This window comes from Kitasatospora sp. NPDC058046, assembly GCF_042885595.1.
Lineage (GTDB): Bacteria > Actinomycetota > Actinomycetes > Streptomycetales > Streptomycetaceae > Kitasatospora.
Map to the genome: position 1 here is coordinate 155,822 of NZ_JBHVRS010000013.1, position 15,756 is coordinate 171,577.

General features: G+C 72.4%; 12 protein-coding genes, 1 tRNA gene and 1 pseudogene. 7 read left to right on the plus strand and 7 right to left on the minus strand.

Annotation, left to right across the window (positions count from 1 at the left end):
* Nucleotides 1-119: 119 nt before the first annotated feature.
* Nucleotides 120-737, minus strand: a complete 618-nt coding sequence (gene grpE, locus ACFVU7_RS25360) for a nucleotide exchange factor GrpE (RefSeq protein ID WP_049650422.1) — start codon at nt 735-737, stop codon at nt 120-122.
* Complete coding sequence (gene dnaK, locus ACFVU7_RS25365) at nt 734-2,575, minus strand: molecular chaperone DnaK (RefSeq protein WP_074001854.1); 1,842 nt, start codon at nt 2,573-2,575, stop codon at nt 734-736. Before dnaK ends, grpE begins: the two co-directional genes overlap by 4 nt.
* Nucleotides 2,576-2,883: 308 nt before the next feature.
* On the opposite strand from dnaK, the gene ACFVU7_RS25370 reads away from it, so the two are divergent.
* The 4 genes and pseudogenes from ACFVU7_RS25370 to ACFVU7_RS25385 all read left to right on the plus strand — a co-directional run bounded on the left by ACFVU7_RS25370 (nt 2,884) and on the right by ACFVU7_RS25385 (nt 8,791).
* Nucleotides 2,884-5,109: a (Fe-S)-binding protein gene (locus ACFVU7_RS25370; protein ID WP_074001853.1), complete on the plus strand. Its 2,226-nt coding sequence runs from the start codon at nt 2,884-2,886 to the stop codon at nt 5,107-5,109.
* A 342-nt stretch (nt 5,110-5,451) separates the two neighbouring features.
* Nucleotides 5,452-6,525: pseudogene (locus ACFVU7_RS25375) on the plus strand (sugar phosphate nucleotidyltransferase); the annotation flags it as partial.
* A 186-nt stretch (nt 6,526-6,711) separates the two neighbouring features.
* Nucleotides 6,712-7,776 (plus strand): Yip1 family protein, encoded by a 1,065-nt coding sequence (locus ACFVU7_RS25380; protein ID WP_074001852.1) that lies wholly within the window; start codon nt 6,712-6,714, stop codon nt 7,774-7,776.
* A 124-nt stretch (nt 7,777-7,900) separates the two neighbouring features.
* Nucleotides 7,901-8,791 carry a metal-dependent hydrolase gene (locus ACFVU7_RS25385; RefSeq protein ID WP_074001851.1) on the plus strand — a complete coding sequence of 297 codons (891 nt, stop codon included), beginning with the start codon at nt 7,901-7,903 and terminating at the stop codon, nt 8,789-8,791.
* Nucleotides 8,792-8,877: 86 nt separating this feature from the next.
* Here ACFVU7_RS25385 and dcd read toward each other — a convergent pair whose 3' ends face one another.
* Nucleotides 8,878-9,453 carry a dCTP deaminase gene (gene dcd, locus ACFVU7_RS25390; RefSeq protein ID WP_049651628.1) on the minus strand — a complete coding sequence of 192 codons (576 nt, stop codon included), beginning with the start codon at nt 9,451-9,453 and terminating at the stop codon, nt 8,878-8,880.
* 71 nt (nt 9,454-9,524) lie between these two features.
* Complete coding sequence (locus tag ACFVU7_RS25395; protein ID WP_074001850.1) at nt 9,525-9,746, minus strand: hypothetical protein; 222 nt, start codon at nt 9,744-9,746, stop codon at nt 9,525-9,527.
* A 276-nt stretch (nt 9,747-10,022) separates the two neighbouring features.
* Between ACFVU7_RS25395 and ACFVU7_RS25400 the strand changes: the two genes are divergently transcribed.
* A tRNA-Gly gene (locus tag ACFVU7_RS25400) sits at nt 10,023-10,096 on the plus strand.
* Between the two features lie 61 nt (nt 10,097-10,157).
* Here ACFVU7_RS25400 and ACFVU7_RS25405 read toward each other — a convergent pair.
* Nucleotides 10,158-11,093 (minus strand): LysR family transcriptional regulator, encoded by a 936-nt coding sequence (locus ACFVU7_RS25405; RefSeq protein ID WP_388047289.1) that lies wholly within the window; start codon nt 11,091-11,093, stop codon nt 10,158-10,160.
* Between the two features lie 146 nt (nt 11,094-11,239).
* Here ACFVU7_RS25405 and ACFVU7_RS25410 point away from each other — a divergent pair, with 146 nt between their 5' ends.
* Nucleotides 11,240-12,478 (plus strand): MFS transporter, encoded by a 1,239-nt coding sequence (locus tag ACFVU7_RS25410; protein WP_388047291.1) that lies wholly within the window; start codon nt 11,240-11,242, stop codon nt 12,476-12,478.
* Nucleotides 12,479-12,524: 46 nt separating this feature from the next.
* Here ACFVU7_RS25410 and ACFVU7_RS25415 read toward each other — a convergent pair whose 3' ends face one another.
* A complete protein-coding gene (locus tag ACFVU7_RS25415; protein WP_380775759.1) occupies nt 12,525-13,643 on the minus strand; it encodes a nucleotide disphospho-sugar-binding domain-containing protein in 1,119 nt (372 codons plus the stop codon).
* Between the two features lie 245 nt (nt 13,644-13,888).
* Entirely contained in the window at nt 13,889-14,671 is a 783-nt protein-coding gene (locus ACFVU7_RS25420) for an alpha/beta fold hydrolase (protein WP_074001846.1), read from the minus strand.
* Nucleotides 14,672-15,065: 394 nt separating this feature from the next.
* Between ACFVU7_RS25420 and ACFVU7_RS25425 the strand changes: the two genes are divergently transcribed.
* Nucleotides 15,066-15,545, plus strand: a complete 480-nt coding sequence (locus ACFVU7_RS25425) for a hypothetical protein (protein WP_074001845.1) — start codon at nt 15,066-15,068, stop codon at nt 15,543-15,545.
* The last annotated feature ends 211 nt before the right edge of the window (nt 15,546-15,756 follow it).

The window sequence follows — 15,756 nt, forward strand, 5'->3', positions numbered from 1 at the left end:
GTCACTGAGCTGTCAACAGCGGCTGCGAGCACGACTGCTGACAGCGCGCTGCGGAGCCGGCCGCCGTACTGGCCGGCGTACGACTCCGCAGCGCACTGGTTGTCACCCGTCACAGGTTGTCAGCTGTCCGAGCCACCGTCGGACTTGTCCGCGTCGGCGGACTTGGCCTCGGCGTCCGTGGACGCCTGGCTGCCGGGCTGGGGCTCGGCGACGGCCACCATCGCCGGGCGGATGATCCGCTCGCCGATGCGGTAGCCGGGCTGGAGGACCTGGACACAGGTGTCCTCGGTGACGTCCGAGGAGTAGCTGTGCATCAGCGCCTCGTGCATGGTCGGGTCGAAGGGCTCGCCCTCCTTGCCGAACTGCTGCAGGCCCAGCTTGGCGACGACCGTCTCCAGCGACTCGGCGACGGACTTGAAGCCGCCGGTGACCTCGCCGTGCTCGCGGGCGCGGCCGATGTCGTCCAGGACCGGGATCAGCGACTCCAGGATGTTGGAGACGGCGATCTCGCGGACGGTCAGCCGGTCGCGCTCGACCCGCTTGCGGTAGTTCTGGTACTCGGCCTGGAGGCGCTGCAGGTCACCGGTGCGCTCGGCGAGCTCGCGCTTGGCGGCGGCGAGACCCTCCGAACCGGACTCCCCGCTGCCGGCCGCGGCGGCCTCCTCGGCAGCCTTGATCACGGCCTCTTCGGCGGCGGAGTCGTCGCCGGGCTTGCCGCCCTGCGGCTTGTCCGTCATGCCGCACCGCCCTTGGGCTTCTCGTCGTCCACGATCTCGGCGTCGACGACGTCGTCGTCCTTGGCCTGGGCGGAGTCACCGGAGGGGGCGGCACCGGCGGTGGCGTCGGCGTTGGCGTACAGCGCCTGGCCGAGCTTCTGCGCGGTGGTGGAGACCTTCTCCGAGGCCTCGCGGATCTTCGCGATGTCCTCGCCCTTCAGGGCCTCCTTGAGCTCGCCGATGGCGGTCTCGACCTCGGTCTTGACGTCGCCCGGCAGCTTGTCGGCGTTGTCGGCGATGAACTTCTCGGTCGAGTAGACGAGCTGCTCGGCGGAGTTGCGCGTCTCGACGGCCTCGCGGCGCTTGTGGTCGTCCTCGGCGTACTGCTCGGCCTCGCGGCGCATGCGGTCGACCTCGTCCTTCGGCAGCGAGGAGCCGCCGGTGACGGTCATCTTCTGCTCCTTGCCGGTGCCGAGGTCCTTGGCGCCGACGTGCATGATGCCGTTGGCGTCGATGTCGAAGGTGACCTCGATCTGCGGCAGGCCGCGCGGCGCCGGCGGCAGGCCGGTCAGCTCGAACATGCCGAGCTTCTTGTTGTACGCCGCGATCTCGCGCTCGCCCTGGTAGACCTGGATCTGCACGGACGGCTGGTTGTCCTCGGCCGTGGTGAAGATCTCGGAGCGCTTGGTCGGGATCGTGGTGTTGCGCTCGATCAGCTTGGTCATGATGCCGCCCTTGGTCTCGATGCCGAGGGACAGCGGGGTGACGTCGAGCAGCAGGACGTCCTTGACCTCGCCCTTCAGGACACCGGCCTGGAGCGCGGCGCCGATGGCGACGACCTCGTCCGGGTTGACGCCCTTGTTGGCGTCCTGGCCGCCGGTCAGCTCCTTGACGAGCTCGGCGACGGCCGGCATGCGGGTCGAGCCGCCGACGAGGACGACGTGGTCGATCTCGGACAGCGAGATGCCGGCGTCCTTGATGACGTTGTGGAACGGGACCTTGCAGCGCTCCAGCAGGTCCGCGGTCAGCTGCTGGAACTGGGCGCGGGTGAGCTTCTCGTCCAGGTGCAGCGGGCCCTCGGCGGAGGCCGTGATGTACGGCAGGTTGATCGAGGTCTCGGAGGACGAGGACAGCTCGATCTTGGCCTTCTCGGCGGCCTCGCGCAGACGCTGGAGGGCCATCTTGTCCTTGGACAGGTCGACGCCGTGGCCGCCCTGGAAGACCTTGACCAGGTGGTCGACGACGCGCTGGTCCCAGTCGTCGCCACCGAGGTGGTTGTCACCGTTGGTGGCCTTCACCTCGACGACCCCGTCGCCGATCTCCAGCAGGGAGACGTCGAAGGTGCCGCCGCCGAGGTCGAAGACCAGGATGGTCTGGTCGTCCTTGTCCAGGCCGTACGCCAGGGCGGCCGCGGTCGGCTCGTTGACGATGCGCAGGACGTTCAGGCCCGCGATCTCGCCGGCCTCCTTGGTGGCCTGGCGCTCCGAGTCGTTGAAGTACGCCGGGACGGTGATGACGGCGTCGGTGACCGTCTCGCCCAGGTACGCCTCGGCGTCCCGCTTCAGCTTCTGCAGCACGAAGGCCGAGATCTGCTGGGGGTTGAAGTCCTTGCCATCGATGTTGATCTTCCACCCGGTGCCCATGTGGCGCTTGACCGAGCGGATGGTGCGGTCGACGTTGGTGACCGCCTGGCGCTTGGCCACCTCGCCGACGAGGACCTCGCCGTTCTTGGCGAAGGCGACGACGGACGGCGTGGTCCGAGCGCCCTCGGCGTTCGTGATGACGGTGGGCTCGCCACCCTCCAGAACGCTGACGACCGAGTTCGTCGTACCGAGGTCGATGCCGACCGCGCGTGCCATCGTAGATACCTCCACGGAAGAGTTGAGCTTTACAGGCTCAAGGATGCACGACCCGGTGGACGGAGTCAACAGCTATGAGCGCCGCTCGCTCAACTTTGCTGAGCGGTGGGGCGGATCGGGCGCGCCACGCCGGGGCGGGGGTGCGGCCACGTGACTGCCGCCATAGCTTGGGAATCTTCTGGACGACGGTCGGTCACCGGTAATGTCCGGGCCGTCGGCCCGGCAAGTTACCGACCAGTACACTCAGTTCCCAAGACCGTGTAACGCAGAGCCTGCTCAACCGCAAAGCCGCAGGAGACGGAGAGCCGATGCAGCTAGCAGCGATCGTCATCTCGCTGGTCACATTCGTGATCGGCACCGCGCTCGCCGCCCGTGCGGCGCTGTACATCTACAAGGTGGTCCGCACCGGTGCGCCGGACTCCACCCGCTTCGGGCAGCCCGCCCAGCGGGTGAAGACCGTCGCGACCGAGTTCGTCGGCCACACCAGGATGAACCGCTGGGGGATCGTCGGCATCGCCCACTGGTTCGTGGCGGTCGGCTTCTTCAGCCTGGTGCTGACCATCGTCAACGCCTTCGGCCAGCTCTTCGACGCCGACTTCGCGCTGCCGATCATCGGCCACTGGATGATCTGGCAGCTCTTCGTCGAGCTGGTCGGCACCCTGACCACGCTGGGCATCGCCGTCCTGATCGTGATCCGGCTGATGAGCCTGCCGTCCCGGTCCGGCCGCAAGTCCCGGTTCGCCGGCTCGATCGCCTGGCAGGCCTTCTACGTCGAGTACACGATCCTCGGCATCGGCCTGTGCATCCTGATGCTGCGCGGCCTGGAGGGCGCCCTCAACGGCGTCGACTCGTACGGGCCGGAGCACCTGGTCTCGTACCCGCTGGTCTCCGCGCTGGGCGGCCTGTCGCACGGCACGCTGGAGAACCTGATCTACCTGTTCGCGATGCTGAAGATCTGCATCTCGTTCGCGTGGGCGACCACCATCGGCCTCAACCCCTCGATGGGCGTGGCCTGGCACCGCTTCCTCGGCTTCTTCAACATCTACTTCAAGCGCGAGGAGGACGGCGGCACCGCGCTCGGTGCCCTCCGTCCGATGACCTCGGGCGGCCGGCCGATCGACTTCGAGGACCCGGCCGAGGACGCCGTCTTCGGCGTCTCCCAGGTCGAGCACTTCTCCTGGAAGGGCATCCTCGACTTCTCCACCTGCACCGAGTGCGGCCGCTGCCAGTCGCAGTGCCCGGCCTGGAACACCGGCAAGCCGCTCTCGCCGAAGCTGCTGATCATGAGCCTGCGCGAGCACGCCTACGGCAAGGCGCCGTACCTGCTGGCCGGTGGCGGCAAGGACATGGAGGGCGAGGAGCGGGCCACCTCCGAGCAGCTCAAGGACGTCCCGGCGGCCGCCCTGGCCGAGGCCGAGCGCCCGCTGATCGGCACCGCCGAAGAGAACGGCGTCATCGACCCGGACGTGCTGTGGTCCTGCACCACCTGCGGCGCCTGCGTCGAGCAGTGCCCGGTGGACATCGAGCACATCGACCACATCGTCGACATGCGCCGCTACCAGGTGATGATCGAGTCCTCGTTCCCGACCGAGGCCGGGACGATGCTCAAGAACCTGGAGAACAAGGGCAACCCGTGGGGCATGGCCACCAAGGCCCGCCTGGACTGGGTCAAGGAGCTCAAGAAGGAGACCGGCATCGAGGTGCCGGTGATCGGCGAGGACATCGACCCCGCCGAGGTCGAGTACCTCTACTGGGTCGGCTGCGCCGGGGCCCTGGAGGACCGCGCCAAGAAGACCACCAAGGCCTTCGCCGAGCTGCTGCACACCGCGGGCGTGAAGTTCGCGATCCTCGGCAAGGAGGAGTCCTGCACCGGTGACTCCGCCCGCCGCCTGGGCAACGAGTTCCTGTTCCAGATGCTCGGCGCGCAGAACGTGGAGACGCTGAACGCGGCCCTGGAGGACGCCCCGGTCAAGCGGATCGTGGCCACCTGCCCGCACTGCTTCAACACCATCGCCAACGAGTACCCGCAGCTGGGCGGCCACTTCGAGGTCATCCACCACACCCAGCTGCTGCAGCACCTCATCGACGAGGGCAAGCTGATCCCGGTCAACCCGGTCGAGGGCCTGATCACCTACCACGACCCCTGCTACCTGGGCCGCCACAACAAGGTCTACAGCCCGCCGCGCGAGATCATGGACAAGGTCCCCGGTCTGCGCCAGCAGGAGATGCACCGGCACAAGGAGCGCGGCTTCTGCTGCGGCGCCGGCGGTGCCCGGATGTGGATGGAGGAGCGCATCGGCAAGCGGATCAACACCGAGCGCGTGGACGAGGCGCTGTCGCTCAACCCGGACATCGTCTCCACCGCCTGCCCGTTCTGCCTGGTGATGCTCTCCGACTCGGTCAACGGCAAGAAGAACGAGGGCGCGGCCAAGGAGCACCTGAAGGTGGTCGACGTGGCCCAGCTGCTGCTCGACTCGGTGAAGGCCCTCCCGCCGACCGGGGACGAGGAGCAGCCCGCGACGGTGGGCGCCTGACCGGCGCCGACGAGCCCGCTGTTCGACAGTTCTGCTACAACTGCCCGGCCCGGTGGACGCCGCGAACGCGCCCGCCGGGCCGGGCTTTCGGTCGCTCCGGACGGCCCGCCCCGGTACGGCGGGCGTACGGGGGGTGACGGCAATCGCACAGGCGCCGGACGGGCATTCGGTCGGAAGCAAATACAGTAGGCCCGGACCGGCTTCGTGCCGGTCGACCCGTTCCGGACGGAAGCCCCGGGCGGGTGGCGACCCGCGCCGGCCGCACGGCCGGGTCCAGACCGACGACGAGGTGTCGGCCCGCCGGGCCGGGCCGCAGAGACCACAAGGGGAACAGCGCAGACCATGACCGAGGCGATCATGCTGGTCGGTGGTAAGGGCACGCGACTGCGTCCGCTGACCACCCACACCCCCAAGCCGATGCTGCCGGTGGCAGGCGTCCCGTTCATCGCGCACCAGTTGGCCCGCGCGGCCGCCGCCGGCGTCACCCGCGTCGTGCTGGCCACCTCGTACCTGGCCGAGGTGTTCGAGGACCACTTCCAGGACGGCACCCCGTACGGCATCGAGCTCGTCTACCTGACCGAGCGCGAGCCGCTGGGCACCGGCGGGGCGATCCGCAACGCCGCCTCCGGCCTGACCTGCGGCCCGGACGAACCGGTCCTGGTCTTCAACGGCGACATCCTCTCCGGCGTCGACATCGCCGCCCTGCGCGACGGCCACGTGGCCGCCGGGGCCGACGTCACCCTGCACCTGACCCGGGTCGAGGACCCGCGGGCCTTCGGCCTCGTCCCGACCGACGAGGACGGGCGGGTGCTGGAGTTCCTGGAGAAGCCGGAGACCCCGGAGCAGATCGTCACCGACCAGATCAACGCCGGCTGCTACGTCTTCACCCGGTCCGTGATCGACCGCATCCCGACCGGCCGCGAGGTGTCCGTCGAGCGCGAGACCTTCCCCGAACTGCTGGCCACCGGCGCGCTGCTGCGCGGTGTCGTCGACACCTCGTACTGGCTGGACCTGGGCACCCCGGCCGCCTTCGTCCGCGGCTCGGCGGACCTGGTGCTCGGCAAGGTCGACTCCCCGGCCGTCCCCGGCCCGACCGGCGACGCCCTGCTGCTGCCCGGCGCCACCGTCCACCCGGGCGCGGTGCTCAGCGGCGGCACCGTGGTCGCCGAGGACGCGGTGGTCGAGGCCGGCGCGATCGTCGAGGGCAGCGTGATCCTGCCCGGCGCGGTGATCGGCCCGGACACCCTGGTCAAGGACTCGATCGTGGGCGCCTTCGCCACCGTCGGCGACCGCTCGGCGCTGGACGGCGCGGTGATCGGCGACGGCGCGATCGTGGAGTCGGACAACGAGCTGCCGAACGGCATCCGGATCGCCTGCGGCACCCTGCTGCCGGTCGGCGCCGTCCGCACCTCGGCCGGCCCGGGCGGCTGCCCGGCCGGCACCAGTGCGGCCGCGGCGGTGCACGGGCCGTCGGTCGGCGCACAGCGGTAGCCACCCCGCGCCCCGCGGGTTTTCGGCCCCGTTCGTCTCAGCCTCGCTGCAAACCGGCCCCGGCTTCGTCCGGGGCCGCCGCGGGCCGGGCCGGACGGGTACCTTCGGACCGTGGCTGGTAATCGATACGACAACGGTCAGGGCGCGGACCGTCCGCGCGGCGGGTGGTCGGCCCCTCCGCCGCCGTCCGCGCCCGGGGGGCACGGGGGGACGGACGGGCCGGAGTACTTCACGGCCCCGCACGCGGCGACGCCCGGCGGGCCCGGCGGCGCGCCCGGCGGTCCGGGCACGCCCGGTGGTCCCGGCACGCCCGGCGGTCCCGGGCAGACGGCGGGGGACGGGTACGACCCGTACGCGGCGGACCGGCCCGGCAGCACCCGGGCCTTCCCCGTCGGCGACCCGTACGCGGCCGGCGGTCCGTACCAGGGACAGCCGCCGTACCAGGGGCACCCCGGCCAGGAGCACGGCTACTACGACGACGGCCACGGGCAGCAGCCGCCCTACGGCCCCGAGCAGGGCTACGGCCCCGACCAGGGCTACGGCGCCGAGCAGGGCTACGACCAGCAGCCGTACGGCCAGGACAACGTCGCCGTCTACCGGGCCGGCGGCCAGTCCGCCCCGCACGTCGCCGGGCCCCGACCGCACTGGCGCGAACTGTTCACCGGCCTGTTCCGCAGCCCGACCGCGGTCTTCGACCGCACCCGCGACCACCAGGTCTGGCTGCCCGCGCTCACCGTCTCGCTGCTGTACGGCGCGCTCGCGGTGCTCGGCATCGGGCTCACCCACGACGACATCGTCAACTCGACCTTCACCGTGGCGCTGACCGGCATCCTCGCCGCCGCCATCGGCTTCACCGTGGCCGGCGCGCTCTTCGGCGGGGTCACCTACGCGATGGCCCGCCAGCTGGGCGGCGACGGCCCGTGGAAGGCGACCGTCGGCCTGGCCGCGCTGATCGGCTGGCTCACCGACGCGCCCCGGCTGCTGCTCGACCTGGTGCTGCCCTCCGGCAGCGCCGTCGTCCAGGTCGTCGGCTGGGCCACCTGGATGCTCTGCGCGTACCTGCTGACCAGCATGGTCCGGCGGCTGCACGACCTGCCCTGGGGCAAGGCCGCAGCCGCCTCGGCGATACAGCTGGTGGCGCTGCTGGTGCTGATCAAGCTGCCGACGCTGGGCTGAGCCGCACCGGGCGGAGCGACGCCGGGCCGAGGGCTCCGACGGGCGAAGGGCAGAATGGGGGCGGGTCGCGGCCGAGTGCCGGGCCCGCCCCACCCTCGTCGTCCCACCTTCACCGGAGCCAGGAATGACCCTCCCCACCACCCACGTCAGCTTCCCGGCCGGGGCGGTGACCGGCGAGTCCCCGGTGCTCGCGGTGCACCCGCTGGCCGACGGCCGGTACGCCGTCGTCACCGCGGCGACCCCGTTCCACCCGCTCGACCACACCTGGCCCGACCAGCCGGCCGACCTCGGCACCCTGACCGTCGACGGCACCGAGCTGGCCGTGGTCGACTGCCTGACCGGCGCCGTCGGCCCGGAGGGCGGGGAGCCGCTGGTCGGCGCCGACATCCCGGTCCGGCGCGGTGACGAGGAGTGGTCCTGGCTGGTCCTGCACGTCGTCGACGGCGACCCGGGGGACCTCGTCGGCCGCACCGCCGCGCTCGCCGTCGACGCCGACCGCCGGGGCGCCCTCAGCGCCTCGCACAGCGGCTGCCACCTGCTCGCCCTCGCCCTGAACGCCGCGCTCGCCCCGCGCTGGCGCAAGGACCCGGGCCGCTCGGACGCCTTCGGCCACCCGGACTTCGACAGCCTCGCCATGGCGAGCTCGGTGATGGACACCGCGGCCAGCACCGACACCTACCGGCTCGGCAAGTCGCTGAAGAAGAAGGGCTTCACGGTGGACGCCACCGAGGAGTTCCCGGCCCTCGCCGATGCCCTGCCGGCCCTCACCGAGGCCGTCAACGCCCGGCTGGCCGCCTGGGTCGCCGCCGACGCCCCGGTCCGCATCGAGGTGCCCGGCCCCGAGCTCACCGCCCGCCGCCAGTGGCACTGCGAGCTGCCCGAGGGCGGCGCGCAGATCTTCTGCGGCGGCACCCACCTGCACCACCTCGGCGAGCTGGCCGAGCTGCGCACCGAGCTGCGGCTGTCCGAGGACGGCACCGAGCTGGTCGCCGTCACCAGCCCGAAGCGGGCCTGAGAAACGCCGCGGGCGGCCTGATCCCTCGGGTGAGGGGTCAGGCCGCCCGTCGTGCGTGCGCTCCGTGGGACCCGCGGGTCCTGTGCTCAGACGTCGCTGCGGTGGAAGTTCAGGTACGAGCGGGACGGCGTCGGGCCGCGCTGGCCCTGGTAGCGCGAGCCGTAGCGCTCCGAGCCGTACGGGTGCTCCGAGGGCGAGGAGAGCCGGAACAGGCACAGCTGCCCGATCTTCATGCCCGGGTAGAGCTTGATCGGCAGCGTCGCGACGTTCGACAGCTCCAGGGTCACGTGGCCGCTGAAACCGGGGTCGATGAAGCCGGCCGTGGAGTGGGTGAGCAGGCCCAGCCGGCCCAGGCTCGACTTGCCCTCCAGCCGGGACGCGACGTCGTCGGGCAGCGTGATGACCTCGTACGTCGAGGCCAGCACGAATTCGCCGGGGTGCAGGATGAACGCCTCGTCGCCCTCCGGCTCGACCAGCCGGGTCAGGTCCGGCTGCTCCTCGGAGGGGTCGATGTGCGGGTACTTGTGGTTCTCGAACACGCGGAAGAAGCGGTCGAGGCGCACGTCGATACTCGACGGCTGGATCATCGCCGGGTCGAACGGGTCGACGACGACCCGACCCAGGTCGATTTCGGTCCGGATGTCCTTGTCAGAGAGCAGCACGCTTCGAGGTTACGTGCACGACAGGGCCCCGGACGAATCCGCCCGGGGCCCGTTCCGTCCCTCCGCGACCGTCAGGCCAGGAACTCCGCGGCCTCCAACCGCATCGCCCGCGCCAGTTGCGGCTCCGACAGCTCCCGCACGTCGGCCAGCACCGAACTCCGCATCCGTCCGCACTGCGGGCAGCGGATCAACCGTCCGGGCCCGAGCCGGCCAGGACCGAGGTTCTGCATCGGGAACGTGGTGGTGCTGAACAGGTGCCCCTCGGCACAACGAACGACGGCGCGCTGCTCCATCGATCCCCTTCCCATCCCTAACCCAGTACTCACCCGTACGCGCTCGCCCCGACGGCCGAGCCCCGGGACAGCGTCACATTAGGGGATGTTCCGGACATTCCTCACCATGGCTCGCCGCCTCGGCCCCCACCCACCGGAGCACTCGCGCGCGGCCCACACAGTACGCCTCCACACCCGCCCCACCCGGCTCCGCCACGTCCACCGACCCCCTGTGCAACCACCGGTGCGAATGGGGTACAGTGACACTGGATCGAGCGGTCTCTGACGGCTCATCGGGCGGGCGTAGTTTAATGGTAGAACATGAGCTTCCCAAGCTTAGAGCGCGAGTTCGATTCTCGTCGCCCGCTCCAGCAGTAAAGCCCCAGGCCAGTGGCCTGGGGCTTTCGCGTTGTCCGGGGCCGGTCGGGGCGGTCAGTGGGGGTGGGTCCAGGCGGGGGTCCAGGTGCCGGGGGTGCCGGGGGTGGGGGCGGCGGTGGCGAGGTGGGCCCGGAGGGCGGGGAGGGCCGGGTGGGGGTTGTCGCGGTGCCAGAGGAGTGAGTGGGGGTAGACGGGCGTCGGGTCGGTCACCGGGATGCGGCGCAGGCCGTGGGCGGCGGGCCAGACGAGGCGGGTCCGCTCGCTCATGAAGGTGGCGAGGGCCGGGGTGTCGGCGATGGTGTCGAGGAGGGCGTCGGAGCCGAAGTTGGGGCCGGTGGCCTCGATGGTGAGGCCGAACTCGGCGACGAGGTCGGCGTAGTAGGCGCCCCACTCGGTGCCGGGGACGATGCCGGGCATCCAGATCCGGTGGCCGACCAGGTCGGCGACGGTCAGCGTCCTGGCGCCCGCCAGGGCGTGGGCGGGGCCGGTGAGGAGGTGGAGCGGTTCGTCGAGCACCCGGACGGATGCGATGTCCTCGGGGAGCGGCCGGCCGGGCATGGCGACGGCACGGAAGGTGGCGTCGATCGCGCCGGAGCGGACGGCGGCGACGGCGGTCTCGATGTCGTGCAGCATCAGCACGTCGAGGTCGATGTCCGGGTGGGCGCGGTGGAAGTCGCGCATCAGGCCCGAGACGGCTCCGCGCGAGTTGAGCACGTCGACGCGCAGCGGGCGGCGGCCGGCCCGTACGGACGCGACCGCGCGTTCGGCGGCGCGCAGCAGTTCACGGGCGTGGGGCAGGAACGCCTGTCCGTCGATGGTGAGTTCGGCGCCGCGCGGGGTGCGGGTGAACAGTCGCACGCAGAGGTCGCGCTCCAGTGCGGCGACGCGTTTGGAGACGGCCTGCTGGGTGATCGACAGGTCGACGGCGGCCTTCTGGAACTGGCCGGCTTCCGCGATGGCGGCGAAGGTGCGCACTGCTTCGAGGTCCACGCCGATCCACTGTAGAGAACAACCTGTGGTTGTGCGGGGTGGGCGAAACGGTTGTTTGACCGGCCGTGGTGCCTCCCGGTTGGCTCTCACCGGTCAACTCCGGTTTGTCCGGTCGGGGTCGGGACGTCGAGGGGAGCGCACCGCGCATGACGGGTGGGAAACGGCTGGGCCGGCGGTTCGGCTGGCTGTGGGCGGCGTACGCGGTGAGCGCGTACGGGTCCGGGCTGGGGTTCGGGGCGCTGCCGCTGATCGCCGTGCTGGTGCTGCGCGCCGGACCGGCCGAGGTGTCCGCGCTGTCCGCGGTGGGGCCGGCGGTGGGCGCGCTGATCGCGGTGCCGCTCGCGCCGTGGGTGGAGTTCCGGCGCAAGCGCCCGGTGATGATCGCGATGGACCTGGTCCGGTTCGCGGCCATGGCGTCGATCCCGGTCGCGTACGCCCTGGGAGGGCTGGGCTTCGTCCAGCTGCTGGTGGTCTCGATCGTGGTCGCCGCGGCCAGGATCGCGTTCGGCGCGGCCAGCGGCGCCTACCTCAAGGCTCTCGTCCGGCCGGACGACCTGCTGGTGGCCAACGCGCGGTTCGAGTCCACGAACTGGAGCTCCATCGCGATCGGTCCGCCGCTGGGCGGGGCGGCGGTCGGCCGGTTCGGGCCGGTCACCACCGTGGTGGCCGACGCGCTCAGCTACCTGCTCTCCGCGCTGAGCATCACCGCGATCCGCGGCCGGGAGGAGACGCCTCGGCGGACCGGCGGGAACCCGGTCCGGGCGGGCGCGGTGCTCGACGGCTGGCGGCACATCCTGGGCGACCCCGGTCTGCGGGCGCTCTACCTCAACAACATGCTCGTCTCCGGCCTGATCATGGCCACCGAGCCGGTGCTCGCCGTCCTCCTGCTCCGCCAACTCCACTTCGCCCCATGGCAGTACGGCCTGGCCTTCGCCGCCCCCTGCCTCGGCGGGCTGATCGGCTCCCGGCTGGCCCGGCGGGTCGTCGCACGCCACGGCCGGGACCGGGTGTTCCGGACCGTCGGCACCCTGCGCGCCGTCTGGCTGATCGGCCTGGCCTTCGTCCGCCCCGGCGTGGTCGGCCTGGTCACCGTGATGGCCGTCGAGCTGGCGATCATCGTCAACATGAGCCTGTTCAACCCGGTGCTCGCCACCTACCGGCTCGAACGCACGCCCAAGCACCTGGTCGCCCGCACCCTGTCGGCCTGGTCGATCGGCCAGCAGGCGTCCATCGCCGTCTGCACCGCGCTCGGCGGGCTGCTCGCGGCCGCCACCGGACCGCGCGCCGCCCTCGCGGTCGCGGGACTGCTCATCCTCGCCACGCCGCTCCTGCTGCCCCGGGCCGACGCGCCGGCGGCCGCACCGCCGGTGGCCGCACCGCTGTGAGCGGGTACGGCCGTGAGCGGTACGGCCACTGGCGGCAGGGGTGGGATCAGCGGCGGGCGGCGAGGTCCTCCAGGGTGGGGACCAGGGCGGCCGGGGTGGGCAGGGCGGCGTTGTCGGCCCGGAGGCGGTGGGCGGCGTCGCGCAGCGCGGCGTCGGTGAGGACACGGGTGAGCAGCGGGGTGTCGACGGCCTCGGAGGTGGAGCTCAGGGCGGCACCGGTGGCGGTGATGGCGTCGGCGTTGAGGAAGTGGTCCGCGCCCTGGGGGAGCAGCAGCTGGGGCAGGCCGGCCTGGAGGGCGGTCAGCATGGTGCCCGAACCGCCGTGGTGGATCAGCGCGTCGGCGCGGCCGAGCAGCTCGTTGAGCGGGACCCAGGGCAGGCCGCGGACGTTGGCGGGCAGGGTGCCGAGCGGGGCGAGGTCGGCGTTGCCGACCGCGAGCAGGAAGTCGGCGTCGACCTCGGCCGCCGCCTCGACCAGGCGGACCACCGCGCGGACGCCGTCGATCTCGGCGAGCACGGTGCCCAGGGTGACGACCGCCCGCGGGCGCTCGGGCTTGCGGAGGAACTCGCCCGGGACGATGCCGCCGCCGTTGTACGGGACGTAGCGCATCGGCAGGCCGTCCGGGTCGCCGCCGAGCGGGCCGAGGTTGAGCACCGCGGTGACGCCCGGAGCGGTCAGGCCGCGCTCCTCGTACAGGTCGGAGACGTGCGAGGCCACCAGGTCGGCCATCGGGCGGCCGGGGCTGGCACCGAAGTTCTGCACCACCGACGGGATCTTGAGCTGGGCGGCGACCAGCGGGCCGGCGGCGGCGAAGGAGTCGTGGACGATCAGGTCGGCGCCCCAGTCGGTGGCGACCGCGAGCAGGCCGTCCACGTCGGGGCGGGAGGCGTGCGCGAACATCGCGGCCGCCATGTCGAGGATCTCTTCCTGGGTCTTGTCCCGGTTGACGTACTGGACCTTGCCGCCGAGACCCTCCTCGATGATCTCCCGCAGGCCCCGGCCGTCGCCGACCTGGGCGACGGGGAAGCCCGCGGAGCGGATCAGCTCGACGGGCTGCCCGGTGGCGAACAGGACCTCGTGCCCGACGGCGCGCAGCGCCTGGGCGGTGGGCACCATCGGGTAGAGGTGACCGGCCGCGGCGGGGCCGGTGAAGAGTATGCGCATGGTGGTCTCCTTGCGAATGTTGCTGACAAGGCAGTCTCACCTTTGAAGTTGACGTTCAGTCAATTCGATAAGGATCACCATGCGCGGTAATCGGCCTTTCTGGAGCAGGGCTTGCCTCTCGGGCAACGGTGTGCTCCACGCGCCGGTCGCCCGGGCCGTGCGCGCCCGCCGGACGGGCCGCCCGCGCGCCGCCGTTCGCTCCCTCCCGGTGGTCGGCGTTCAGCGGGCGGTCGTGCGGCGGGCGGTCACGCGGCGACGAGGAAGTCCCGGACGGCGCCGGTGAACGCCCCGGTCTGCTCGGCGAGCACGATGTGGCCGGTGTCGAACTCGGCGTAGGCGCTGCCGGGCAGGGCGGCGTGCAGCCTGCGGGCGTTCTCCACCGGGACGGTGGCGTCCTGGCGGCAGCCGATCACCAGGGCAGGGGCCTGGACGCGCGGGAGCAGCGGGCCGAGGTCCAGGCCGAGGTTGAGGGCGATGTGCCGCAGGGTGCCCGGGGTCGGCCGCATGTAGGCCGTGTTGGCCTGGACGGCGGCGCGCCCGATCCGGTCGAGGAAGCCGGGGCTGAAGGCGGTGAGGGTGGCGTAGCCGCCGAACGCGGCGGGGTGGTCGGCGAGGGAGAGCCAGGTGGCCATGGAGAGCCGCAGGTACTCGTCCTGTTCCGCGCTGATCCAGCCGGCGGCGGCGACCAGGCGGCGGACCCGCCCGGGGTGCAGGGCGGCGGTCGCGGTGGCGACGACGGCGCCGAGGGAGAAGCCGAGGACGTCGGCGGGGCCGCGGCCGGCGTCCTCGATCACGGCGGCGACCTGGGCGGCCAGGGTCTCCAGGGCGAGCGGACCGCCGTCGTCCTCGGCGGCCGCGCTGCCGGAGAGGTCGGGCAGCAGTACGGTCCAGCGGTCGGTGAAGGAGTCCAGCAGGCCGTCCCACATGGCGGAGCCGGGGCCGGTGCCGTGCACCAGGACGAGGGTGTCGGGGCCGTCGCCGACGACGCGGTAGGGGATGCGGGCGGTGCCGACGGTGATGACGGGCATGGCGGGTCCTCTCGATGGCTGGGTCGGACGGCGGGTCAGAAGGCCTGCCGGGTGCGGCCGGTGGGCTGGTCCGGCCCGGCCGGTCGGCCCGGGAAGTAAACTACACAGTGCAGATCAGTGATTCAGCTGCACCGTGCAGTGCATTTTGAAGGTGTGGGAACGGTGAGGGACGGAACCGGGAGGGGAACTGCCCGTACCCGCCCGCCGTCCAAGCAGTGACGGAATGCCGGCCCGGGTTGAACACCGGGGGAGTACGGAGGGCCCTGTGCAGTCAGGTGGTGCCGAACTGAACGTCGGATGCCCGGGCGGCGGCGGCCCCGGCCGCCCCGGCGGTGCGCGGGTCGCGCCGGTCCGGCGGTCGGAGTCCGAGCCGGGGGCGGAGTCGGGGCCGGAGGTGACGATCGACCAACTCGACGCCACCGAACGCTGCGAGACGCTGCTCCAGGACACCCTGGACGCCGTCCGTCCGGCGCCGGTCTGGCAGGGGGCGCCCGCGCGGGCGGGGGCACGACTGCCGCTGCCGGGGCGCGAGTCGGAGCTGCTCTGGTACGTCACCCGGGGCCGGGACCTCCTCACCGTCGTCTCGCTGTCCCGACGGGCGGCGCTGGCGGACGTGGTGGAGCGGCACTGGCGGCGGCGCGGCTGGACCATCACCTCGCTGAACGCCGGCCGGGACCGCCCGGGCGTCGCCGCGGCCACGCCGGACGGCTACCGGTTGGAGCTGCGCTTCGGCGAGTCGGGCGAGGCCGGGCTGACGGCGAGCTCGCCCGGAGTGGCCCGCTCGGAGCGGGGCCCGGTGCTGTCCGGGAGCGTCGACCGCTGCGCGCCGCCGCTGCCGTACGTCCGCTGCCCGTACTGGAGCGCGCTGGTCTAGCCGGGGGTGCTGGTCCGGCCGAGGGTGCTGGTCCAACCAGGGGCGCTGGGGACCGGGGGAGGCGTGGGGGGGGGGCCCCCCCCCCCCCCCCCCCCCCCCCCCCCCCCCCGCGGCGGGGGGGGGGCGGCCCCCCCCCCCCCCCCCCCCCCCCCCCGCCCCCCCCCCCCCCCCCCCCCCCCCCCCCCCCCCCCCCCCCCCCCCCCCCCCCCTA

What these genes read in the sequence shown, in the direction of transcription:
- grpE (WP_049650422.1), bottom strand. Translation starts at nt 737, where the DNA reads ATGACGGACAAGCCGCAGGGCGGCAAGCCCGGCGACGACTCCGCCGCC.
- dnaK (WP_074001854.1), bottom strand. Translation starts at nt 2,575, where the DNA reads ATGGCACGCGCGGTCGGCATCGACCTCGGTACGACGAACTCGGTCGTC.
- ACFVU7_RS25370 (WP_074001853.1), top strand. Translation starts at nt 2,884, where the DNA reads ATGCAGCTAGCAGCGATCGTCATCTCGCTGGTCACATTCGTGATCGGC.
- ACFVU7_RS25385 (WP_074001851.1), top strand. Translation starts at nt 7,901, where the DNA reads ATGACCCTCCCCACCACCCACGTCAGCTTCCCGGCCGGGGCGGTGACC.
- ACFVU7_RS25395 (WP_074001850.1), bottom strand. Translation starts at nt 9,746, where the DNA reads ATGGAGCAGCGCGCCGTCGTTCGTTGTGCCGAGGGGCACCTGTTCAGC.
- ACFVU7_RS25410 (WP_388047291.1), top strand. Translation starts at nt 11,240, where the DNA reads ATGACGGGTGGGAAACGGCTGGGCCGGCGGTTCGGCTGGCTGTGGGCG.
- ACFVU7_RS25415 (WP_380775759.1), bottom strand. Translation starts at nt 13,643, where the DNA reads ATGCGCATACTCTTCACCGGCCCCGCCGCGGCCGGTCACCTCTACCCG.
- ACFVU7_RS25420 (WP_074001846.1), bottom strand. Translation starts at nt 14,671, where the DNA reads ATGCCCGTCATCACCGTCGGCACCGCCCGCATCCCCTACCGCGTCGTC.